At 62.7% G+C, this 21,979-nt stretch carries 21 protein-coding genes and 1 pseudogene; 10 read left to right on the top strand and 12 right to left on the bottom strand.

Annotated elements, in window-relative coordinates; genetic code table 11:
- Nucleotides 1–103 precede the first annotated feature (103 nt).
- Both M5G17_RS22070 and mmsB read left to right on the top strand, forming a co-directional pair.
- Nucleotides 104–1,630: a CoA-acylating methylmalonate-semialdehyde dehydrogenase gene (locus tag M5G17_RS22070; protein WP_273894997.1), complete on the top strand. Its 1,527-nt coding sequence runs from the start codon at nt 104–106 to the stop codon at nt 1,628–1,630.
- Nucleotides 1,631–1,640: 10 nt separating this feature from the next.
- Nucleotides 1,641–2,528 (top strand): 3-hydroxyisobutyrate dehydrogenase, encoded by an 888-nt coding sequence (gene mmsB, locus M5G17_RS22065; protein WP_273894996.1) that lies wholly within the window; start codon nt 1,641–1,643, stop codon nt 2,526–2,528.
- A 101-nt stretch (nt 2,529–2,629) separates the two neighbouring features.
- Here the strand turns inward: mmsB and M5G17_RS22060 are convergent, their stop codons facing one another.
- Entirely contained in the window at nt 2,630–2,974 is a 345-nt protein-coding gene (locus tag M5G17_RS22060; RefSeq protein WP_273894995.1) for a cupin domain-containing protein, read from the bottom strand.
- Nucleotides 2,975–3,079: 105 nt separating this feature from the next.
- Nucleotides 3,080–3,988 (bottom strand): LysR family transcriptional regulator, encoded by a 909-nt coding sequence (locus M5G17_RS22055; RefSeq protein WP_273894994.1) that lies wholly within the window; start codon nt 3,986–3,988, stop codon nt 3,080–3,082.
- 101 nt (nt 3,989–4,089) lie between these two features.
- Between M5G17_RS22055 and M5G17_RS22050 the strand changes: the two genes are divergently transcribed.
- A complete protein-coding gene (locus M5G17_RS22050) occupies nt 4,090–4,848 on the top strand; it encodes a sulfite exporter TauE/SafE family protein (RefSeq protein WP_273894993.1) in 759 nt (252 codons plus the stop codon).
- 3 nt (nt 4,849–4,851) lie between these two features.
- Here the strand turns inward: M5G17_RS22050 and M5G17_RS22045 are convergent, their stop codons facing one another.
- The 7 genes from M5G17_RS22045 to M5G17_RS22015 form a co-directional block, all read right to left on the bottom strand.
- Nucleotides 4,852–5,784 carry a phosphatidate cytidylyltransferase gene (locus M5G17_RS22045; protein ID WP_130263001.1) on the bottom strand — a complete coding sequence of 311 codons (933 nt, stop codon included), beginning with the start codon at nt 5,782–5,784 and terminating at the stop codon, nt 4,852–4,854.
- A 1-nt stretch (nt 5,785) separates the two neighbouring features.
- On the bottom strand, nt 5,786–6,409 hold the full coding sequence (locus M5G17_RS22040; RefSeq protein WP_130263002.1) for a lysophospholipid acyltransferase family protein: 624 nt from the start codon (nt 6,407–6,409) through the stop codon (nt 5,786–5,788).
- Nucleotides 6,410–6,420: 11 nt separating this feature from the next.
- Nucleotides 6,421–6,879, bottom strand: coding sequence for a hypothetical protein (locus M5G17_RS22035; protein ID WP_273894992.1), 459 nt, complete (start codon nt 6,877–6,879; stop codon nt 6,421–6,423).
- Nucleotides 6,876–8,195, bottom strand: a complete 1,320-nt coding sequence (locus M5G17_RS22030; RefSeq protein ID WP_273894991.1) for a phosphatase PAP2/dual specificity phosphatase family protein — start codon at nt 8,193–8,195, stop codon at nt 6,876–6,878. The genes M5G17_RS22035 and M5G17_RS22030 overlap by 4 nt, the downstream gene beginning before the upstream one ends.
- On the bottom strand, nt 8,195–9,949 hold the full coding sequence (locus M5G17_RS22025; protein WP_273894990.1) for a bifunctional alpha/beta hydrolase/class I SAM-dependent methyltransferase: 1,755 nt from the start codon (nt 9,947–9,949) through the stop codon (nt 8,195–8,197). The genes M5G17_RS22030 and M5G17_RS22025 overlap by 1 nt, the downstream gene beginning before the upstream one ends.
- A 30-nt stretch (nt 9,950–9,979) precedes the next feature.
- Entirely contained in the window at nt 9,980–10,585 is a 606-nt protein-coding gene (locus M5G17_RS22020) for a CDP-alcohol phosphatidyltransferase family protein (RefSeq protein WP_273894989.1), read from the bottom strand.
- 572 nt (nt 10,586–11,157) lie between these two features.
- Nucleotides 11,158–11,472 (bottom strand): putative quinol monooxygenase, encoded by a 315-nt coding sequence (locus M5G17_RS22015; protein WP_273894988.1) that lies wholly within the window; start codon nt 11,470–11,472, stop codon nt 11,158–11,160.
- Nucleotides 11,473–11,663: 191 nt separating this feature from the next.
- On the opposite strand from M5G17_RS22015, the gene mdaB reads away from it, so the two are divergent.
- The 3 genes from mdaB (at nt 11,664) to ggt (ending at nt 15,003) form a co-directional block, all read left to right on the top strand.
- Nucleotides 11,664–12,254, top strand: coding sequence for an NADPH:quinone oxidoreductase MdaB (mdaB, locus tag M5G17_RS22010; RefSeq protein ID WP_273894987.1), 591 nt, complete (start codon nt 11,664–11,666; stop codon nt 12,252–12,254).
- A gap of 67 nt (nt 12,255–12,321) precedes the next feature.
- On the top strand, nt 12,322–13,218 hold the full coding sequence (locus tag M5G17_RS22005; RefSeq protein ID WP_273894986.1) for a LysR family transcriptional regulator: 897 nt from the start codon (nt 12,322–12,324) through the stop codon (nt 13,216–13,218).
- 117 nt (nt 13,219–13,335) lie between these two features.
- Nucleotides 13,336–15,003, top strand: coding sequence for a gamma-glutamyltransferase (gene ggt, locus M5G17_RS22000; protein ID WP_273894985.1), 1,668 nt, complete (start codon nt 13,336–13,338; stop codon nt 15,001–15,003).
- A gap of 70 nt (nt 15,004–15,073) precedes the next feature.
- Here ggt and M5G17_RS27715 read toward each other — a convergent pair whose 3' ends face one another.
- From M5G17_RS27715 to ypfJ, 3 genes and pseudogenes are all read right to left on the bottom strand, one after another.
- Nucleotides 15,074–15,787 carry a methyl-accepting chemotaxis protein gene (locus tag M5G17_RS27715; protein WP_420793615.1) on the bottom strand — a complete coding sequence of 238 codons (714 nt, stop codon included), beginning with the start codon at nt 15,785–15,787 and terminating at the stop codon, nt 15,074–15,076.
- 141 nt (nt 15,788–15,928) lie between these two features.
- Nucleotides 15,929–16,858, bottom strand: a pseudogene (locus tag M5G17_RS27710) (methyl-accepting chemotaxis protein); the annotation flags it as partial.
- A gap of 345 nt (nt 16,859–17,203) precedes the next feature.
- Nucleotides 17,204–18,088 carry a KPN_02809 family neutral zinc metallopeptidase gene (ypfJ, locus tag M5G17_RS21990; protein ID WP_273894983.1) on the bottom strand — a complete coding sequence of 295 codons (885 nt, stop codon included), beginning with the start codon at nt 18,086–18,088 and terminating at the stop codon, nt 17,204–17,206.
- Between the two features lie 200 nt (nt 18,089–18,288).
- Here ypfJ and pcaH point away from each other — a divergent pair, with 200 nt between their 5' ends.
- From pcaH to M5G17_RS21970, 4 genes are all read left to right on the top strand, one after another.
- Nucleotides 18,289–19,008 carry a protocatechuate 3,4-dioxygenase subunit beta gene (pcaH, locus tag M5G17_RS21985; protein ID WP_273894982.1) on the top strand — a complete coding sequence of 240 codons (720 nt, stop codon included), beginning with the start codon at nt 18,289–18,291 and terminating at the stop codon, nt 19,006–19,008.
- An 11-nt stretch (nt 19,009–19,019) separates the two neighbouring features.
- On the top strand, nt 19,020–19,625 hold the full coding sequence (gene pcaG / locus M5G17_RS21980) for a protocatechuate 3,4-dioxygenase subunit alpha (protein WP_273894981.1): 606 nt from the start codon (nt 19,020–19,022) through the stop codon (nt 19,623–19,625).
- 167 nt (nt 19,626–19,792) lie between these two features.
- Nucleotides 19,793–20,461: a TetR/AcrR family transcriptional regulator gene (locus M5G17_RS21975; RefSeq protein WP_273894980.1), complete on the top strand. Its 669-nt coding sequence runs from the start codon at nt 19,793–19,795 to the stop codon at nt 20,459–20,461.
- A gap of 194 nt (nt 20,462–20,655) precedes the next feature.
- A complete protein-coding gene (locus M5G17_RS21970; protein WP_273894979.1) occupies nt 20,656–21,828 on the top strand; it encodes an alkaline phosphatase family protein in 1,173 nt (390 codons plus the stop codon).
- The last annotated feature ends 151 nt before the right edge of the window (nt 21,829–21,979 follow it).

Raw genomic sequence — 21,979 nt, 5'->3', positions numbered from 1 at the left:
ATGTTTGCACATCTATACTCCAAAAAAGCCCTGGACCCAAGCGCTCGCCGTGGCTGACCCGGTGGCGTCTTCTCTTCCTAACAACAATTTCAGGAGAACGCACATGAACGCATCCCTTACTCCCGGCCAGACCAAGGTCGAGCAGGTCAAGCTGCTGATTGACGGCCAGTGGGTCGAGTCGAAAACCAGCGAATGGCGTGACGTGGTCAACCCGGCCACCCAGCAAGTGCTGGCCCGCGTACCTTTTGCTACCGCCGAAGAAGTCGATGCCGCCATCGCTGCGGGTCAACGGGCGTTCAAGACCTGGCGCGACACCCCGATCGGCGCTCGCATGCGCATCATGCTCAAGTTGCAGGCGCTGATCCGCGAACACTCGAAGAAAATCGCCGTAGTCCTCAGTGCCGAGCAGGGCAAGACCATTGCCGATGCCGAAGGCGATATCTTCCGTGGCCTGGAAGTGGTCGAGCATGCCTGCAGTATCGGCAGCCTGCAGATGGGCGAGTTCGCCGAGAACGTTGCCGGCGGCGTCGATACCTACACCCTGCGCCAGCCGATCGGCGTCTGCGCCGGCATCACCCCGTTCAACTTCCCGGCGATGATCCCGCTGTGGATGTTCCCGATGGCCATCGTCTGCGGCAATACCTTCGTGCTCAAGCCGTCCGAGCAGGATCCGATGTCGACCATGATGCTGGTGGAGCTGGCGCTTGAGGCCGGCGTGCCGGCCGGGGTACTCAACGTCGTGCATGGCGGCAAGCAGGTGGTCGATGCCCTGTGCACCCACACCGACATCAAGGCGATTTCCTTCGTCGGCTCCACTGAAGTCGGCACCCACGTCTACAACCTGGCAGGCCAGCACGGCAAACGCGTGCAATCGATGATGGGCGCCAAGAACCACGCCGTGGTGCTGCCGGACGCCAACCGTACGCAAACCCTCAACGCCCTGGTCGGTGCCGGTTTTGGCGCCGCCGGCCAGCGCTGCATGGCCACTTCGGTGGCGGTACTGGTGGGCAAGGCCCGCGAGTGGCTGCCGGAGCTCAAGGAGCTGGCGTCCAAGCTCAAGGTTAACGCTGGCAGCGAGCCGGGCACCGATGTCGGCCCATTGATTTCCAAGCGCGCCAAGGAGCGGGTGCTGGGCCTGATCGAAAGCGGTATCAAGGAAGGCGCCACGCTTGAGCTCGATGGCCGCGAGGTCAGCGTGCCGGGCTACGAGCAGGGCAACTTCGTCGGCCCGACCCTGTTCTCCGGGGTGACCACCGACATGCAGATCTACACCCAGGAAATCTTCGGCCCGGTGCTGGTGGTGCTGGAAGTCGATACCCTCGATGAAGCCATCGCCCTGGTCAATCGCAACCCCTTTGGCAACGGCACCGGCCTGTTCACCCAGAGCGGCGCTGCGGCACGCAAGTTCCAGAGCGAGATCGACGTCGGCCAGGTCGGCATCAACATCCCGATTCCGGTGCCGGTACCGTTCTTCAGCTTCACCGGCTCGCGCGGCTCCAAGCTGGGCGACCTGGGCCCATACGGCAAACAGGTGGTGCAGTTCTACACGCAGACCAAGACCGTCACCAGCCGCTGGTTCGATGATGACAGCGTCAACGATGGCGTGAACACCACCATCAGCCTGCGCTAAGGAGCTCATCATGCGTATCGCATTCATCGGTCTGGGCAACATGGGCGCGCCCATGGCCCGCAACCTGATCAAGGCCGGGCACCAGTTGAACCTGTTCGACTTGAACAAGAGCGTGCTGGCCGAACTTGCCGAGCTCGGTGGGCAGATCAGCAGCTCGCCGCGCGATGCTGCGCAGCACAGTGAACTGGTGATCACCATGCTGCCGGCTGCCGCCCATGTGCGCGGCGTGTACCTCAGCGAAGACGGCGTGCTCGCCGGTGTCAAAGCCGGGACCCCGGTGGTCGACTGCAGCACCATCGATCCACAGACTGCCCGTGACGTGGCGGCCGCAGCGGCCAAGCAGGGCGTCGACCTGGCTGATGCACCGGTCTCCGGCGGCACCGGCGGTGCTGCGGCCGGCACCCTGACCTTCATGGTGGGCGCCAGCGCCGCGCTGTTCGCCACCCTGCAGCCGGTGCTGGCGCAGATGGGTCGCAACATCGTCCACTGCGGCGAAGTCGGTACCGGGCAGATCGCCAAGATCTGCAACAACCTGCTGCTGGGCATCTCGATGATCGGCGTGTCCGAGGCCATGGCCCTGGGCAATGCGCTGGGCATCGACACCAAGGTGCTGGCGGGCATCATCAACAGCTCTACCGGCCGTTGCTGGAGTTCGGACACCTACAACCCGTGGCCGGGCATCATCGAGACTGCCCCGGCGTCACGCGGTTACACCGGTGGTTTTGGTGCCGAGCTGATGCTCAAGGACTTGGGGTTGGCAACAGAAGCGGCACGTCAGGCTCATCAGCCGGTGATCCTCGGCGCAGTGGCCCAGCAGCTGTACCAGGCCATGAGCTTGCGCGGCGAGGGTGGCAAGGATTTCTCGGCGATTGTCGAAGGTTATCGCAAGCCCGAGTAAACAGAGCATCGCCAGCAAGGCTGGCTCCCACAGGTACTGCGCACACATCACTCTGTGGGAGCTGGCCTTGCCAGCGATGGGCTGCCAAGGCAGCCCCGATATCAGGCAAAAACGAAGTACTTGCGCACCGTCTCCACCACCTCCCAGGTGCCCTTCATCCCCGGTTCGATGACGAACACGTCACCCGCTTTCAGGTGTACCGCTGGCTCACCCTCCGGGGTAATCACGCAGTAGCCATCCAGAAAGTGGCAATACTCCCACTTCTCGTAATTGACCTGGAACTTGCCCGGCGTGCAGATCCAGGTGCCCATGATCTTGCTGCCATCGGCCGACACATAGGCATTGAGGTTGACCGTGTGCGGGTCGCCGCCGATGCGTTGCCACTTGGTTGCATCCAGCACGGGGGTGGGGCAGGTCTCGCGCAGCACAGTGATGAAATCGGACATTCCAGGCTCCAGAGGTTTGCTCAAAGGTCCATCACCATAGGTGGGATCGGCGCCGGGCAGATGTCTGGTCTCGACCTTTTGGTGTCTGGGAGCGCACATCCGCAGTTATCGATCGAGGCTGTCGCCAAAGCTGCGGATCACCTCCAGCAGCGCCTTGACCCGTTGCGGCAGAGTGCCGGCCGGGTACACCGCATGCATTTGCGGGCTGTCGCCGTTGCTGGCGGTCAGGCGATACTCGGGGCAGACCCGCTGCAGGCGCCCGGCCTGCACCTCGGGTTCGGCCAGCCAGTCGGCCAGGCGAGCGATACCGACACCTGCCAGGGCTGCCTGGAACACCGCGACCCCGGAGCTGAAGCGAAACTTGGGGTGGACCCGCAGGCTTACCGCTTGTTCGGCGCTGCGAAACTGCCACTCTTTGAGAATGCGCGGCGCGGTGTGCAGGATCAGCGCATGCGCCTCCAGTGCCTCGATTGACGTAGGCGTGCCGTGCCGTTGCAGATAGCTGGGGCTGGCATACAGCGAGCGTGAGTAGCGCCACAGCGGGTAGCCGATCAGCTCGCTGTCCTGGGCAAAGGCGCCCCGAATCGAGAAGTCCAGCTTGCTGTTGGCCGGGTCGATCGGCTCGTCGCTGAAGATCACATCGACGTTTACCTGCGGGTAGCGTTCGCCATACTGCGCAATCAAGCCGGGCAATACCGGCGCGAGCGATTCGGGGGCGGAAAAACGCACCCAGCCAGACGCCAGGCCGCTGAGCCCGGCCAGTTCTTCGTCGGCCTCACGTTGCAGATCGAGCATTTTGTAGGCGTAGGGCAGCAAACGCTCACCCGCTTCGGTCAGGCTCACGGCATTGGCCGAGCGATTGCACAGCTTGGCCCCGGCGTTTTCTTCCAGGGCTTGCAAGGCACGGGTCACAGCGCTGGGCGAGCGCCCCAGGGCGCGTGCCGCGGCGACGAAGCTGCGCTTGCGGGCAACCATGGCGAACACTTCCAGTTCTGCCAGCATATCCAGGGCCATGCACCACCTCGTTGCAGTTTTTGCAATATGGCATTGCAACACAAAAATCGACCGTTGGTTAACCTTGGCGCGCCCGTTCTTTACTGCCAGAGCCTGAAACCATGGTCGATATTGTCATCCTTTGCGTGTTTGCCTTTGCTGCCGGCCTGATCGATGCGGCAGTTGGCGGTGGCGGGCTGATCCAGATTCCGGCGTTGTTCAACGTGTTGCCTGCGTCGCCACCTGCGGCGTTGCTGGGCACCAACAAAGTTGCTTCAGCCTGCGGCACGGCGTTTGCCGCCCGCTCGTTCGTGCGCAAGGTGGTGATCGACTGGGGGCTGGTGATCCCGGCGGCCTGTGCCGCCTTTGCCATGGCCTTCGTCGGCGCCGCGACGGTATCGCTGGTGCCGCAAGGGTTGATGCGCCCGGCGGTGCTGGTGCTGATCGTGCTGATGGCGATCTACACCTTCTGCAAAAAGGACTTCGGTGCCTTGCACAAACCGATGCGTATCGGCACCCGCGAGAAGCTGCTGGCGATCGTCATTGGTGGTGCCATCGGCTTCTACGACGGCCTGTTCGGGCCCGGTACTGGCAGCTTTCTGATCTTCCTGTTCATCCGCTGCTTCGCCTTCGACTTTCTGCACGCGTCGGCGTCGGCGAAACTGGTGAACATTGCCACCAACATCGCCGCACTGCTGTTTTTCATCCCTACTGGCAACGTCCTTTACCTGATTGCCATTCCCATGGCCGCCTTCAATATCCTCGGCGCGTTGACCGGCACCTGGCTGGCGGTGCACAAGGGCGTGCCATTTGTGCGTGCGCTGTTCCTGGTGCTGTTGCTGATCCTGATCGGCAAGCTGTCCTACGACTTGTTGGTCTGACGCTCAGACCCACCAGTAGCGTACGAAGTGGAAGAACACTGGCGCGGCGAAGCACACCGAGTCCATGCGGTCGAGCATGCCGCCATGGCCTTCGATCATGTGACCCCAGTCCTTGACCCCACGATCGCGCTTGATCGCTGACATTACCAGGCCGCCGGCAAAGCCCATGAGGTTGACGGTCAGGGCCATCAGCGCCGCCTGCCAGAAGCTGAACGGGGTGATCCAGCACAAGGTGGCGCCAATCAACGTGGCCAGGGCCACGCCGCCGACCAGGCCTTCGACGGTCTTTGACGGCGACAGTTTTGGCGCCACCTTGTGTTTGCCGAACAGCTTGCCGCAGACATACTGCAGCACGTCGGAGATCTGCACCACGAGGATCAGCCAGGCGATCAGCAGCAAGTTTCGGCCTTCGTAGCCGGGAATATCCAGGGTCATCAGCGCCGGTACCGAAGACAGGCAGTAGACCGCGATCATCAGCCCCCATTGCACCTTCGAGGCACGCTCGAGAAAGCGCGTGGTGTCGCCGCCGAAGCTGGCGAGGATCGGCAGCAGCAGGAACAGGTAGACCGGAATGAAAATGCTGAACAGCCCGTACCAGTCCATGGCGATCAACAGGTATTGCACCGGCAGGGCGACATAGAACGCCGCTACCAGGGCCGGGTAGTCGCTGCGCCGGGTCGGGGTCAGGGTCAGGAACTCGCGCAGGGCGTAGAACGACACGCAGTAGAACAGCAGGATCACCCCCAGCTTGCCGAACAGGAAGGCCAAACCGATGACCAGGACCATCACCCACCAGGCGTTGATCCGCGCATTGAGGTTGTCGATCACCGCGTGGGGCGCCGGGCCTGCGCGCCATTTGAGCAGGCGGCCGATCAGGCTGGCGAGCAGCAGCAAACCGCCGATGCCGGCGAACAGCGAAAGGGTGTTGTTGTCCATCTCAGGATTCCTTCGGGGCCAGGGCCAACAGGGCCTGGCGGGCCCGGTCGAGAAACGCGTGCTTGCTTTCGTCTGCCAGCAGTTGCAGGGGCTCGCCAAAACTCAAGGTGCACAGCAGCGGCAAAGGCAGGGCGCGGCCCTTGGGCATGACCCGGTTGAGGTTGGCGATCCACACCGGAATCACCTCGACCTGCGGGTGGGCACTGGCCAGGTGAAACAGGCCGCTCTTGAATGCCAGCAACGGCTCGTCGCTGAGGTTGCGGGTGCCTTCAGGGAAGAAGATCAGCGAATCGCCCTGGGCCAGGGCATCCTGGATCGGTTGCAAGGGATGGCTCTGGGCGTCGCTGTGCTGGCGATCGATCAGCACGCCATTGAATACCCGCTTGATCAGGAACTGGCGAATGCCCGGCTTTTGCCAGTAATCGGCACCGGCCACCGGCCGGGTGTGCTGGCGCAGGGGCTGGGGCAGCGACGCCCAGATCAGCACGAAGTCGCCGTGACTGCTGTGGTTGGCGTAATACAGCCGTTGCACCGGTTGCGGCGTGCAGCCCAGCCACAAGGCGCGGGCGCCGGTGATCAGGCGCGCGACCGAGGTGATGGCAAAGGCGGTTAGGGCAGCAAGCATGGGCAAGGTCCTTATCCGACAAGGTTGAGCAAGGGAAAAAGCAGGATGCTAGTGAGTGCCAGCACGGCCTGCGCGGCAAAACACAGCAGTTGTTTGCGCAGCAGGCCCATGGCGGCCAGACTACGTGCCTGCCAGTCGCGGTCATCGACCGGATTGGCCTTGAGACCCAGGGCGAACAACGACTGGTCCAGGGCCTGGGTGTGTTGCGTGAGTTGATCGTTGCGGGCGGCCAGGTGGGCAAACAGCTCGGCGTCCAGCGCCACGCGCACAGCGAAGAACTTCTGCAGCAAACCTGCCAGCAGCAACAGGCTGCACAGCACGGCGCTGAACCACGATGCGGGCACACCGAGCAATGGCGCCGCCAAGCCAAAAAACACCGCCAACAGGCTCATTCCGTCGGCCAGGCGCTCGACCTGGCGCCCGCGCTTGAGCAGCCTGGCGACCAGGGCCAGGTGGATTGCGCCGCTCATTGGCAAGGCTCCGTTTGCAGGCGTTCGATGACCTGCAGGTGCTGCGCATGCAGGACTACCCCGGGGCGTGCCTGGCTGATGCGTTGCTGCGCTTGTGCGGCGTTGGCGCAGCGCCCGCTGAGCACCAGCCAGGCGGCCACGGCGCTGGCGCTGCGCGAATAGCCGAGGGCGCAGCAGACCAGTACCGGGCCCTGGGCACGCAGTTGCTCGATCGCCAGCGCCGCTTCCCGGCAGCGCTCGGCTGTGGGCACGACCAGGTCGAGGCTGGGCAGGGCGCAATAGGCATGGCCAGGGGCAACCGCGGCGGGCAGTTCGGCGCACAGATCGACAATGGCGGCGAAGTGCGCGGCTTCACCCTTGCCTGGAATCCGCCCCAGGTACACGCCATCGCACACTTCATCGGCTTGCGGACGCCGCCGCGTCCACCCGCGCGAGTTGAGCCAGGCCCCCACCAGGTAAGGCGCCAATAGCCAGCGCACGGCGAACGACAACTGGCCGTCGGCACCTTTCTGGAAGCCTTCGACGCCCAGCTGTGCATAGTTGAGTGCTACCAGCAGCAGTGCCACCGCCGGCCACATCAACCACAGGGCAACGCCGCCCAGGTACAGCGCCAGGCCGGCCAGCAATGTCGCCCCGGCACCGTAGCGCAGGGCCAGGCGCCAGCGCTGCGGGTCGCGGACAAGTTGCATCGGGCGCAGTACCGGCTGACCCGCAACCGGCCACAGCCAGCAACACAGCACCCCCACCAGCGCGCCGCTGGGCAGGTCGATAAAGTGATGTTGCCAGGTGGTCAGCACCGACACGCCGATCAGCGCCATCCAGCCATGCACCAGCAAGCGCGGCAGCCTTGCGTGGATATGCCGGGCAAACATCGCCCAGATGATTACCAGCAAGGCGATGTGCAGAGACGGCGCCTGGTTGAACGGCTTGTCAAACCCCATCAGCACATCGAACAGCCAGCCGAACAGGCCGTCCAGCGCTGGCCGTTCGACGGTGAAGCGCAGCGGCCAGAGCAGAAAACCGAGGATGCAGATGAGCTGGGCGCTGAGCAGGCGCAGGGCATGGCGGTCCATCTCCCGGCGATTGAGGGGCAGCAGGAACGACAAACCGTAGAGCAGGTCGATTGACCAGTAGGGGATGATGGTCCAGGGCCACAGCGGGATGTTGCCTTCCCAGGCGAACACCAGGCTGCCGACGTCGCTGCGCCCGGCCGTGTAGGTGTTGGTCAGGCCGTAACTGAGGAAGAACAGCGGGCCGAGCAACAGCAGCCAGAGCACCCCGCGCTTGATCAGTCCCGGCTCGCGGGCAGTACTCATCAAGCGACCCGCAGGGCCAGGCTGACGCTGAAGATGCCCCACTCATCGATACGCTGGCAGACCTTGCGAAAGCCGGCCGCCTCCACCAGTTGATCCATCTCCACCTGGCTGCGCCGACGCATCACCCAGGCCTGGCCTGCGCGGTGGCTGGTCAAAGCGCGGGCGATCATCTCCAACTGCGGGTGCCAGGGTTGGCCGGTGTACACCAGGTAACCGCCGGGCTCCACGGCCTGGGCCAGACCGCCCAGGGAGTCGCCAACCATCTGGTTGCTGGCGAACAGTTCATACAGGCCCGAGACCACTGCCAAGGTTGGGCGTGGGTCAAGGCTGGCCAGGCTTTGCGCATCGAAGGCATCGCCCTGGACGAAGCGGGCAATGTCCGCCAGGCCTTTTTCGGCGATCAGCGCGCTGCCTTGCTGAACATTGAGTTCGCTGTAATCGCGCAACAGGATCGACTCCGGCTTGCGCTCAAGGCCCTGCAGCGCTTCGAGGATGTAGCGGCCATGGCCGGCAGCGATGTCGACGATATCCACCGGCTTGCCTTGTTCGCGCAGGCGTTCGATGGCCAGGCGCAGCAGTTCTTCGACGTGCAACTTGCGCTGGCGGATGCCGCGCCAACCGATGGCGTTGAGGTAGTTCTGGTCGATCATGCGCCCGATCGCACCTTTGCCGGTGGGCTGGTTGCGGTAGATGTAGTCCAGGGTGCTGCCGGAATCGAAGCCGGTGTCAAAGCCCAGCTTGACCCCGTCCGACAAACCTTTGCCCAGGCGCAGGCTGGCGCGGGTGGCGCGCCAGTAGAGGTCGGCCGGCGAGTTGCGCGGCAGCGGCGCGGCCAGGCTTTCGGCCTCGGCGCAGCTGGCGCCCAGTTGGTCGGCAGCGAGTAGCGAAGGGCGCTGCGGCGCCAGGCTGAAGCAGTGCTCGATAAAGCGGTGGATCCGTGCCAGGGCATGGCTGCGGTCACGCTCGCCCAGGGTGTCGTGGAAGAACCCAGGGAGGATGTGCTTCTCCTTGAGCGCGCTGCCCAGGCGTTCGAAGAACTGCTCCTGGGGTTTGCGCTTGACCACGAAATCGGCGCCGGAAATCAGCAACTGGGTTGGCACCTGGATCGCCTGGGCATCGGCTACCACGCGGTCGGCGGCTTCATACAGGCCAAGCAGCATGGTCACTGAAATCGGCCGGCTGATCAGCGGGTCGCTTTCATACGAGGCGATGCGCTCGGGGTCGTGGCTGAGCAGGCGCGGCTTGACGTAGCTGTTGACGAAGAAGTTGCCGCGCCAGGCGCGCATCAGCTTCAGCCCCGGGCGGGCGAAGGGTACGTAGAGCTTGACCTTGAAGGCCGGCGAGGCCAGTACCAGGCAGCGTACCTTGGGCGCGTAGTCGTGGGCCCAGGTGGCGATCAGCACAGCGCCGACGCTTTGCGCCAGCACCGCCATGTCCTCTTCGGCGATGCCGTGCTCGCGGGCGATATGTTCGATGAAGGTCTGCACGTCGCGCACGCTGCAGGCAAAGCTCGGGCTGTCGCCACGGGCCCCAGGCGACTGGCCGTGGCCACGGGCGTCCCAGGCGAAGAAATCGTGGTCGGGCAATTGCAGTTCATCGGCCAGGTGGGCCATGCGCCCACCGTGTTCGTGGCCGCGGTGAAACAGCACCACGGCGCGGCGCGGCTGGTCGTCAGCAATGTCAGCGGGCCAGTGGCGGTAATGCAGTTCGACGCCGTCGTGGGTGGTGAAGTGCAGCGATTGCGCGTTGCGCATGGCAAATATCCTTATCTGGCACAAAGAGCTTCAGTGGGTTTGCGCCAGACCGCGGCTGACCCGGTTGTAGAGGGTATAGAGCGAGAGCAGCAAGATCACCAGCAGCACGCCGTTGATCCAGCTGGCCGGCAACAGGCCGCAGGCAACGCCGGCGCCGAGCACGCCGAAGGCAAAGGCCCGGTCGCTTTTGCCCATGGGCCCATCGTAGCGGCGTTCGGCGCCGACCAGCGGGCCCATGACCCCGGCGTATTCGCTGATCAGCGCTGCCAGCACGACGATCACTACCAGCGCCGACGACACGCCCGGCAGCAACGCGAAGGGCAGGTACAGGGCGCTGTCGGCGATCAGGTCGCAGAGTTCGTTGTAGTAGGCACCGAGCTTGGATTGCTGGCCGAATTCGCGAGCGAGCATACCGTCGATGGCATTGAGGGCCATGCGCAACAGCATCCATACCGGCACCAGGGCAAACAGCCAGGTGACTTGCGGCAGCCAGGCCAGCAACAGGCCGAGCAACACAGACACCACAGCAGCGCTCAAGGTTACCTGGTTGGCGGTGACGCCGCGTTGGAACAGGCGCTCGACCGTCGGGCGCAGCAAGGCCTGGAAACGGGGTTTGAGCTGGTAGATCGACGGCACGGTGAAACTCCCTTTACGACTCGGTTGGCGATCAGTGCAGCAACCGCTAGGTGCGCGGGGGAGATTGTCGGTGGATTGCCCCTGTCGGAGCAATAGCAGTGGTATACAGGCATTCGAGCAAGGCCTCATCGCGGTACAGGTATCGACACATCTCTCGATTGGGTGATGGCGAAAAGACGCAAGGGTTGAGATGGGATAAAGTCTGCCAGGTGTACGCCGCAAGGTTTGTAGCGCCCTTGAGACCGAGCGCCGCCCGCGCGGCGCATCGCGGGGCAAGGCCCGCTCCCACATTTGTTGCAACGTGCCATGGCCTGTAGGTTCGGCGTTGTCAGCCTTGGTGCAAGGCGTGAGTGTGTGCCGAGGCAAGATCGCTTCCACTCTGGGTTTTGCCCAAAGCACTCATTATGGCGCACCCCGGTAACTGAAAATGGGTACGGCCTTTACACATTATCTCGCCTTGCGCCGAGGCGAACAACGCCGCTCACAGATCATGGCACGTTGCAACAAATGTGGGAGCCGGCGTGGCGCTCGGTCTCAAGAGCGCTACAAACCTTGTGGCGTACACCTGTTGCTCAACGGCTAGCCGAGGAGGCGCTGAGCATGTCGATCAGCTGGATATCGAAGTCGCGCTCCAGGTAGTCCATGCGCTTGTCGAAGAACGCCGCCATGTGCGGCAGGGCTGAGTGCAGCTCCAGCGCGGCTTTGCTGGCCCAGACCTCATAGAACACGAACAGGCTCGGGTCCTGCTGGTCACGCAGCATGTGGTATTCGATGCAGCCCGGTTCCTGCCGGCTTGGCTCGACATAGGCGCGAAACAGCGCTTCGAAGGCTTCGGACATTTCCGGGCGGGTCTTGGCTTTGAGGATGAAACCGTATTGCTCGCTCATGCAGAGGCCTCTGAAAGGAAGGGGTGAAACGATTCTATTGCAACAATAAACATTGGATTCGTGCTTTTTGGTCAAATGTATTTTGCCCGATCACGGCTGTTTCCCCGCGAGATCGACCTCTAACCTGCCGCCATCAAATTCACTCGGTCACAGGCTTGCCTGCCCCTGATCGAACACAGATGAGGCACCCCATGAAAAAAGTCCTGTTGCTCAACGGTGGCAAGAAGTTCGCCCATTCCGATGGCCGCCTGAACGAGACCCTGCACGAAGCTGCGCTGGCCTTCCTTGATCGTGCCGGTTTCGATGTGCAGAGCACTTACATCGACGGCGGCTACGACAATGCCGAAGAAGTGCAGAAGTTCCTCTGGGCCGACGTGATCATTTACCAGATGCCTGGCTGGTGGATGGGCGCGCCGTGGACCGTCAAGCAGTACCTGGATGAAGTCTTCACCGCCGGCCACGGCAGCCTCTATGCCAACGACGGCCGTACCCGCTCCGATGCTTCGCAAAAATACGGCAGCGGCGGCCTGATCCAGGGCAAGCAGTACATGCTGTCGTTGACCTGGAACGCACCGCAGCAGGCCTTCGATGACCCCAGCGATTTCTTCGAAGGCAAGGGCGTGGACGCGGTGTACTTCCCGTTCCACAAGGCCAACCAGTTCCTGGGCATGAGCGGCCTGCCGACTTACCTTGCCGTGGATGTGATGAAGCGCCCCAACGTCGAAGCCGCTGTGGCCGCTTACGAGCAGCATCTGGCTGAGGTTTTCCAGACGCAAGCCTGATCAAGCCTTGCGCTGGCCGCGGCAAGCGGCTATCTATCACGGCTGTCGCCAACCCCGGGGTATCGCCGTGAAAGCCAGGTCCGATGAATTGCAGGTGTTCGTCTCGGTGATCGAGTTTGGCTCGATTTCCGCAGCCGCCGAGCAGGGCGGGCAGACGCCTTCGGCAATCAGCCGGACCTTGTCGCGCCTGGAGGCCAAGCTGGGCACCACCCTGATCAACCGTACCACCCGGCGCATGGACCTGACCGAAGAAGGGCGGTTCTTCTTCGAGCGGGCCAAGTCGATCCTGCAGCAAATGGACGAGCTCGAAGAGCATCTGTCGCTGCACCACCAGACGCCGTCGGGGCGGCTGCGCATCAACGCGGCGCTGCCGTTCATGCTGCACGCCATCGTGCCCTGGGTCGGTGAGTTTCGCGCGCTGTATCCGCAGATCCAGCTTGAGCTCAACACCAGCGACTTGATCATCGACCTGATCGAGCAAAGCACCGATGTGGCCATCCGCATTGGCGAGCTGGCGGACTCCAGCCTGCATGCCCGTTCGCTGGGCTGCAGCCCGCTGAACGTGCTGGCCAGCCCCGAGTACCTGGCCCGTCACGGTGCCGTGCAGCGCGTCGAAGACCTGCAGCAGCACGTGCTGCTGGGCTTCACCCAGACCGAGACCCTCAACCACTGGCCATTGCGCCATGCCGAAGGTGATCGCCTGCTGATCCGCCCGAGCCTGTCGGCGTCCAGTGGGGAAACCCTGCGCGAACTGGCTCTGGCCGGCGAGGGCATCGTCTGCCTGTCGCACTTCATGACCCATGAGGACATCCGCAGCGGGCGCTTGCAGGTGATCCTGCCCGAGCACAACAGCGGTTATCGCCAGCCGATCAATGCGGTGTACTACCGCAACACGCAACTGGCCTTGCGTATCCAGTGCTTTCTCGACTTCATTCAGAAGAAGCTGGCGATCTACGCCTGCTGAGGTCTTCATTCGCGACAACTTCTGTCCATGCGCGGCGAATTTTCCTGTGGTGTTTGATAACTCGTCTGACTTCAGCCTTAATGGCTGTTCAACGAAAACAACACTAAGGAAGCTCTCATGCGCGTTGTGATGTTCCGATCCCTGGCCCTGGGCGCCGCAATCCTCGCCAGTAACGCGGCTTACGCGGTGACGCTGGACGGCGGTGCGGTCGCCGCCCCTGATCAATATGGTGCACAGGTTGCCGCCGAAATCCTCAAAAAGGGTGGCAACGCGGTGGACGCGGCGGTGGCCACCGCCTTCACCCTGGCGGTCACCTACCCCGAGGCGGGCAACATCGGCGGCGGCGGTTTCATGACCCTCTATGTCGACGGCAAGGCTTACTTCCTCGACTACCGTGAAACCGCACCGAAGGCCGCCAGCCGCAACATGTACCTGGACGACAAGGGCGAGATCATCGAGAACCTCAGCCTGGTCGGCTCTCGCGCCGCCGGCGTGCCGGGGACGGTGATGGGGCTGTGGGAGGCGCATCAGAAGTTTGGCAAGCTGCCCTGGGCCGAACTGCTGACCCCGGCGGTCGGCTATGCCAAAAATGGCTTCAAGGTCGCCTCCAAGCAGTACCAGTATCGCGAAGATGCCCTGGGCCTGTTCAAGGACAGCACCAACTTCAACGACTATTTCGGCAGCATGAAAGTCGGCGAGACCTTCAAGCAGCCAGAGCTGGCGCAGACCCTGGAGCGCATTGCCGACAAGGGCGTCAGCGAGTTCTACCAGGGCAAGACCGCCGACCTTCTGGTGGCGCAGATGCAGGCCGACAAGGGCCTGATCAGCAAGGACGACCTCAAGGATTACAAAGCCGTATGGCGTGAGCCGATGAAGATCGACTGGCGCGGCAACGTCGTTTATACCGCGCCGCTGCCGAGCTCGGGCGGCATCGCGCTGGCGCAACTGCTGGGCATCAAGGAAGCGCGCGCCGCTGACTTCAAGGGCGTCGAGCTGAACTCGGCGCGCTACATTCACCTGCTGGCCGAAATCGAAAAACGCGTGTTCGCCGACCGTGCCGACTACCTGGGCGACCCGGCGTTCTCCAAGGTGCCGGTGAAAGAGCTGACCGCCACCGACTACATCGTTAAGCGTGCCAAGGAGGTCAATCCGAACGCCATCTCGGAAACAGAAAAAGTCCGCCCGGGCCTTGAGCCGCACCAGACCACGCACTTCTCCATCGTCGACAAGGACGGTAACGCGGTCAGCAACACCTACACCCTGAACTGGGATTACGGCAGTGGCGTAGTGGTCAAGGGCGCAGGCTTCTTGCTCAATGACGAGATGGACGACTTCAGTTCCAAGCCAGGTGTGGCCAACGCTTTCGGTGTGGTCGGTGGCGATGCCAACGCGATCGAGCCGGGCAAACGCATGCTCTCGTCGATGAGCCCGAGCCTGGTGACCCGCGATGGCAATGTCACCCTGGTGCTGGGCACCCCGGGTGGTTCGCGGATCTTCACCTCGATCTTCCAGGTGCTGAACAACCTGTATGACTACAACCTGCCGCTGGAAAAAGCCGTGGCTGCGCAGCGCGTGCATCACCAGTTGCTGCCCAAGGACACGATCTACTTCGATGCCTTTGCACCGCTTAACGGCAAGGTTGCTGAAGAACTGAAGAAGATGGGCTACACCCTGGAAGATCAGGGTTGGGAGATGGGCGATATCCAGGCCATCCGGGTCAATGGCACGGCGCTGGAAACCGCTTCCGATCCGCGTGGGCGGGGAGTGGGGCAGATCGTTAAATAGGTGTTGGATTGATCGCGGGGCAAGCCCGCTCCCACAAAGTGTGTGGGAGCGGGCTTGCCCCGCGATGCTTTTAGACGCGGAAGTGGCTGACCATGGTCTGCAACTGGTTGCCCAGGCGCGCCAGTTCAACACTTGAGGCCGCGGTCTCGTCACTGGCCGCAGCCGTCTGCTCGGACACATCGCGCACATTGATGATGCTGCGGCTGATCTCTTCGGCCACCGCGCTCTGCTGTTCCGCCGCCGCAGCAATCTGCTGGTTCATCGACTGAATGCTCGACACCGTGCGAGTGATGTTTTCCAGCGAGGAACCGGCCTTGCGGGTTAGCTCGACGCTGCTGGCAGTCAGGTTGCGGCTGCCGAGCATCACGTTGGCGACCTGCTGGGTACCGCTCTGCAGGCCAGCCACCAGCACTTCGATCTCTTCGGTGGATTTTTGCGTGCGCTGGGCCAGGCCGCGAACTTCGTCGGCGACCACGGCAAAACCACGCCCGGCTTCACCGGCACGGGCTGCTTCAATGGCGGCGTTGAGGGCCAGCAGGTTGGTTTGCTCGGCCACCGATTTGATCACGTCCATGACGCTGCCGATTTTCTGGCTTTCCTGCTGCAGTTGGCCCATGGCTTCGGTGGAACGATGCACTTCTTCGGCCAGGCGTTCGATCTGGCTGATGGCTTCGGCAACCACCTGGTCACCGGCACGGGCCTGGCTATCGGCGTCGGTGGCCGCTTGCGAGGCGTGCTCAGCGTTGCGCGCCACTTCCTGTACGGTCGCGGCCATTTCGTGCATGGCGGTGGCGACCTGGTCGGTTTCAACTTTCTGGCTGTTGACCCCGGCGCTGGTTTGCTCGGTGACGGCCGACAGTTCTTCGGCTGCGCTGGCGATCTGGGTGACGCCGTCGCGAATGCCGGTGATCAGGTCGCGCAGGGTCGAGCCCATGCGCTGGATGCCTTGCTGCAGCACACCCAGTTCGTCGCGGCGGGTGACGCGCAGGCTGTGAGTCAGGTCACCGGCGGCGATCTTCTCGACCACCGCCAGGGTTTCACGCAACGGACGGGTGATCTGCCGGGTGATGATCCACGCTGCCAGTACGCCGACCAGCAGTGCCAGCAGGGTGGCGGTCAGTTGCAGGCTACGGGCCTGCACGCTTTCGGCGTCACGACGTTCGAGCTGGATCTGGTACAGGGCATCGCTGGTCTTGACGATGTCAGCCCCTTGGACCGTCATTTCCTGACGTGCCACGGCAACATCGGCAGTGGCGTCGCGGAACTGGCGTACAGCGTCACGGTAGGCCATGACGGCGCTTTCGAACTGTTTGATGCGCGTCGCTTCGCCTGGCAGCTGGCTGTTCAGGCCGGCGATTTCGGCCAGGGCGGTATCGAGCTGGCGCAGGGCCAGTTGCTCGGTCTCGCTGCTGATGTCGGCGATGTAGCTGCGCACGGCCAGGCGGACCAGCAGCAGTTGCTCCTTGGCCTGGGTGATGGTGCGGAACTGCGCGAGGCGGCTGGCGTCACCCTCGGGCAGGGCCAGCACGTCGCGGTTGATCGCTTCGATCAGCTCGATGGCGCGGCTCGCGGCCTGGTTCATCGAGTCGCGCGCGGCCAGGCTGGTCTTGTAACCGGCGCGCATCTTGTTGATCGACACCTGGTACTCGCCAATGGTCTGCCCCAGGTCCTGGAGCAGCTTGATGTTCTCGGGGCTCTTGAAACTCTTCAACAGCTTTTTCTGTTGTTCACTGAAGGCATTGAGCTTGACCTGGACATTGCCGGCCGCTGCGTCATCGCCATTGGTCAACATGTACTGCAGGCGAGAGATGCGCAGGTCGGTCAGGTCGCCGTTCAACTGGGTGATGTCGCTCATCCAGTTGCTGCGGTTGATCAGGCTGCCCATGCTGTTCCAGCCGGTCAGGGCCAGCAGGCCGGTAAGCAACAGCACCAGGCCAAAGCCCAGGCCGAGTTTCAGGTTGACGCTGATGTTGGCAAACCAGCTATTCATGCAATCCCTCCAGGAACGTTGTGTTTCTTGATCCGAATCGGTGGAAGGTTGTTGTTATTCATGGCCAGCCGATGTTCTGAGCAGGGTTTATCGGCGGCTTGTGCCGGAGCTGAAACGCTTTTTCAGCAAAAATGACCAACGGTAAGTAACAGCACGTTTCTGCGGCCATCCTGAGCGTTCAGGTGGCCGCGAAACGGCGGGAAAGGCGGGTCAGAGTGCCCGTGCGCTGAAGGTGTCGCACTGGTTGATATCGCCCTTGGCGAAGCCGGTCTTGAACCAGCGCTGGCGCTGTTGCGAGGTGCCGTGGGTAAACGAATCCGGCACCACGCGGCCCTGGCCCTGCTGCTGCAAGCGGTCGTCACCGATGGCGTTGGCGGCATTCAGGGCTTCTTCGATATCGCCCGGCTCCAGCCAGTTCAGGCGTTTTTGCGCCTGGTAGGCCCAGACCCCGGCCAGGCAGTCGGCCTGCAGCTCCTGGCGTACCAGCAAGCCATTGTCGCCCTCCATGCGCTCGCCACGTTGGCGGGCGGCCTGGACCTTGGCCGAGACGCCGAGCAGGGTTTGCACATGGTGGCCGATTTCGTGGGCGATCACATAAGCCTGGGCAAAATCGCCGGCGGCCGAGAAGCGCTGTTCCATTTCGCGGAAGAAGCTCATGTCTAGGTAGACCTTCTGGTCGGCCGGGCAATAGAACGGCCCGACCGCCGAAGAGGCAAACCCGCAGGCCGAGTTGATCTGGCCGCTGAACAGAATCAGGTTGGGGTCTTTGTACTGGCGGCCGGCCTGGGCAAAGATGGCTTTCCAGGTGTCTTCGGTGTCGCCCAGAATCGAGCGGACGAACTCGGCCTGCTCGTCATTGGCCGGCGGCGCTTTAGTGCTGCCGGGGCTGACCGGCGCGGACTGTTCCTGGCCCATCTGCCCGGTCAGTTGGCCGAGGATCTGCAGCGGGTCCTGGCCGGTGATCCAGCCAATCCCGACAATCAGCAGGATCGCCCCCAGGCTCAGGCCTTTGCCACCGCCGAAGCGCATGCCGCCACCGCCCTCGCCACGGGCATCGACCACATTGTCGCTACGCCTGCCTTTTCGCCATTGCATGAGTGCTCTCCGGAGCTTGGAAACATGAAGTCAAAGATTAGTTCACCGCGTGGGAGCCTGTCAGGTTCCTGATCTATCCATAACCAATTGGTTATGTGTGGTGCTGTTTTTTTCAGTGTTCGCCGGGCCTCGCATGCCGGAAACTGCCTGCTCGCCTGCCACGCCCAGGCCCTCCAATAATTCCAAGACAGGAGAACGGCATGTCTGCGCAAGACAACAGTCGCTTCGCTATCCGTGATCGCAACTGGCATCCGAAAGCCTTCACCCCCGACTACAAGACCTCTGTAGCCCGTTCGCCGCGCCAGGCCCTGGTGAGCATTGCGCAGTCGGTCAGCGAAAGCACCGGACCGGATTTTTCGCACCTCAATTTCGGCCCTCACGACCATGACCTGCTGCTCAATTTCAACAACGGCGGGCTGCCGATCGGTGAGCGAATTGTCCTGGCCGGCCGCGTCTGCGACCAGCACGGCCAGCCGATCCCGCACACCCTGGTAGAGATCTGGCAAGCCAACGCCGGTGGCCGCTACCGGCACAAGAACGACCGCTACCTGGCGCCGCTGGACCCCAACTTCGCTGGCGTTGGCCGCGCCCTGACCGACAGCCAGGGCTGCTACAGCTTTCGCACCATCAAGCCGGGCCCATACCCTTGGCGCAACGGCCCCAACGACTGGCGCCCCGCGCATATCCATGTGTCGATCAGCGGCCCGTCGATTGCCACGCGCTTGATTACCCAGTTGTATTTCGAAGGCGATCCGTTGATCCCGATGTGCCCGATCGTCAAGTCGATTGCCAACCCTGACGCGGTGCAGAGCCTGATCGCCCGCCTGGACATGAGCAATGCCAATCCCATGGACTGTCTGGCTTATCGCTTTGACATCGTGTTGCGCGGGCAGCGCAAAACCCATTTCGAAAACTGCTGAGGAGGCGCCCCATGCCTATCGAACTGCTGCCGGAAACCCCTTCGCAGACCGCCGGCCCCTACGTACACATCGGTCTGGCCCTGGAGGCCGCCGGTAACCCGACCCGTAACCAGGAGATCTGGAGCCACATGGCCCAGGCTCAGGCGCCGGGTGAACACATCCTGGTGTTTGGCAATGTCTATGACGGCAATGGCCACCTGGTGCGCGATTCGTTCCTGGAGTTCTGGCAGGCTGACCACAAGGGTGAATACCAGAGCGATTTCAATCTGGAAAAGCCGTTCAACAGCTTTGGCCGCACCGCCACCACCTTCGATGCCGGTGAGTGGACCCTGCACACCATCAAGCCGGGCGTGGCGCTTAACGCCGCCGGCGTGCCGATGGCGCCGCATATAAATGTCAGCCTGTTTGCCCGTGGCATCAACATCCACCTGCAGACCCGTTTGTACTTCGATGACGAAGCCCAGGCCAATTCCCGGTGCCCGGTGCTCAACCTGATCGAGCAACCGCAGCGACGCGAGACACTGGTGGCGACCCGCTGTGAAGTGGATGGCAAGCTGGCGTATCGCTTTGATATCCGCATTCAGGGCGAAGGCGAGACGGTGTTTTTCGATTTTTGAACCGTGAGATGGTGCCATGAGCAAAGCCCGCCGATGATGTCGGCCATGGCCAAGGCTCGCGCAGGCGGACCGGGACAGACCATGTTGCAGGGGGCAGGCTGCGAAGCTTCCTTACTCAGCCCCCGGGGCTCATAATTGCCGGGTTAACCGATGGCCATGAGTCCCGTATGACGACTACCCCAGCACTTTGCGCAGCCCCTGAACCGGCGCCGCGAAAGGGCCGCAAAAACAACCCGGAAAAGACCCGCGAGAACATTCTCCAGGCGGCGATCAGCGAGTTCGTCCAGCAGGGGCTGGCCGGCGCCCGGGTCGATGCGATCGCCGAGCGTACGCAAACCTCCAAGCGCATGATCTACTACTACTTCAACAGCAAGGAGCAGTTGTACGTTGAGGTGCTGGAGAAGCTCTACGGCGATATTCGCAGTACCGAAAGCAACCTGCATCTTGCCGAGCTCGAGCCGCGCCTGGGGATCCGCCGGCTGGTGGAGTTCACCTTCGATCACCATGATCGCAACGTCGATTTCGTGCGTATCGTCTGCAACGAGAACATGCACCACGGCGAGTACGTGAAACGCTCGTCGGCCATTCGCTCAATGAACAAGAGTGTACTGACGGCACTGGATGAAGTGCTCAGGCGCGGGGCTGCCGAAGGGGTGTTCCGCCAGGGGCTGGATGCGCTGGATGTGCACCTGCTGATCAGCTCCTTCTGCTTCTACCGGGTGTCGAACCGGCATACCTTTGGCGAGATCTTCCAGGTGGATTTCGAAGAGACGGCGGTCAAGGACCGGCATCGGGAGATGATTTGCGAGTCGGTGTTGAGGTTCTTGCAGGCCTGAGTATTTTCGCGGGGCAAGCGCAGGCGTCCGTAAGAGCAGGCTTGCCCTGCTGAATTTTTTTCAGTCTCCCAAACCGTTGAAGTGTTCGAACATCCGCGCCGATAAGACCGCCGAGGATGCAGGCGTGTTTTCTGTGCGCTGATCGCACAGCCTGTGCTACACCTGTTGCTTTGCACCTGCCCATGGAGGGCGACATGGCAACGCCGATCAACGACCTGCAGTCGCTGGGGGAGACCTGGCCCGGCCTGGCCAACCTGACCCAGTCGATCTTCGCCGCCCTGGGTGGCCATGGCTTTCGCAATGCTTTTCGTCTCGACCACTCGCGCAGTACCTGCCTGTTGCTGATCGATGGCCTGGGTTGGAACCTGCTGCAGGCCCATGCCCGGCATGCACCGTTTCTAGCCTCATTGATGCAGCCGGACAGCCACTTCAAGGTGGGTTTCCCGGCCACCACCGCCACCAGCCTGGCGTCGGTGGCTTCCGGGCTGGGCTGCGGCGCCCACGGTATCGTTGGCTGCGGTTTTGCCCTGGATGAGCAGACTGAGCTGTCACCGTTGTCCTGGACCACTTCGCCTTTGCAGGTCGAGGCGCAGCCCAACGTGGCACCACTGCCGGACACTTTTATCGTGCCTGCTGATGCCTGGAGCCTTGCCGTTAAGCAGGGCATCGCGGTCAGCACGGTGATGCTCGGGCGCTATGCCAGCTCCGATTTCACCCGGGCGATCTACAGGGCCGGCAAGATCCTCCCGGCTCCGGCCTATGACGCTTATCCACAGCTGGTCAATGAGGCACTTTCGCAGCCTGGCTCGGCGTTCTGTTTCGCCTATTTTGGCGACCTGGACTTTGCCGGGCACCTGTTCGGCCCAGGCTCCGAGGGCTGGATCAAGCAACTGCAGGTTGCCGACCAACTGGCCCAGGCCATCGCCCATCACCTGCCCGGGCAGGCCCGGCTGATGGTGATTGCCGACCACGGCATGCTGGCGCTGGACCACGAGCAGGTACACGACTTTGATCAGGACCTGGCGCTGCAAGAGGGGGTTCGCGCGATCGCCGGGGATATCCGTGCACGCTACCTGTATACCCACGAGTCTCAGCAAGACCGCGTGCACCAGCGTTGGCAGAATCGTCTAGGGGATAATTACCAGGTATTGAGCAAGGGGCAGGCGATAGCCAAGGGGCTGTTTGGCGATGTGCTGTTGAGTCAGGCCGAAGCGCGGATCGGCGACTTGATCGTGATCCCGACGGGGGCCGGGGGGATCATTCGCAGCGAGGTGGAGAAGCATGCCAGCCAGTGGCGGGGGCACCATGGGGCGCTGACCGATGAGGATCAGGTGGGGCCGTTACTGATGTGTTCGGGGCTTGGTTGAAGGGCCCGCTCCTGTGGGGGAGATCTAGGGTTTTGGGGCAAGCCAATTTCCGCCCTTGGTGACGTATTCGTCCTGATTTTATCATGGCGAATGCCACGCGGGCGAGTTTTCTGGCCAGTATAACCATGGTTTTGTCGAATGAGATTGTTTT

Source organism: Pseudomonas rubra (assembly GCF_028656935.1).
In the GTDB taxonomy this organism is placed as follows: domain Bacteria; phylum Pseudomonadota; class Gammaproteobacteria; order Pseudomonadales; family Pseudomonadaceae; genus Aquipseudomonas; species Aquipseudomonas rubra.
This window is presented reverse-complemented; position numbering and strand designations above follow the sequence as displayed.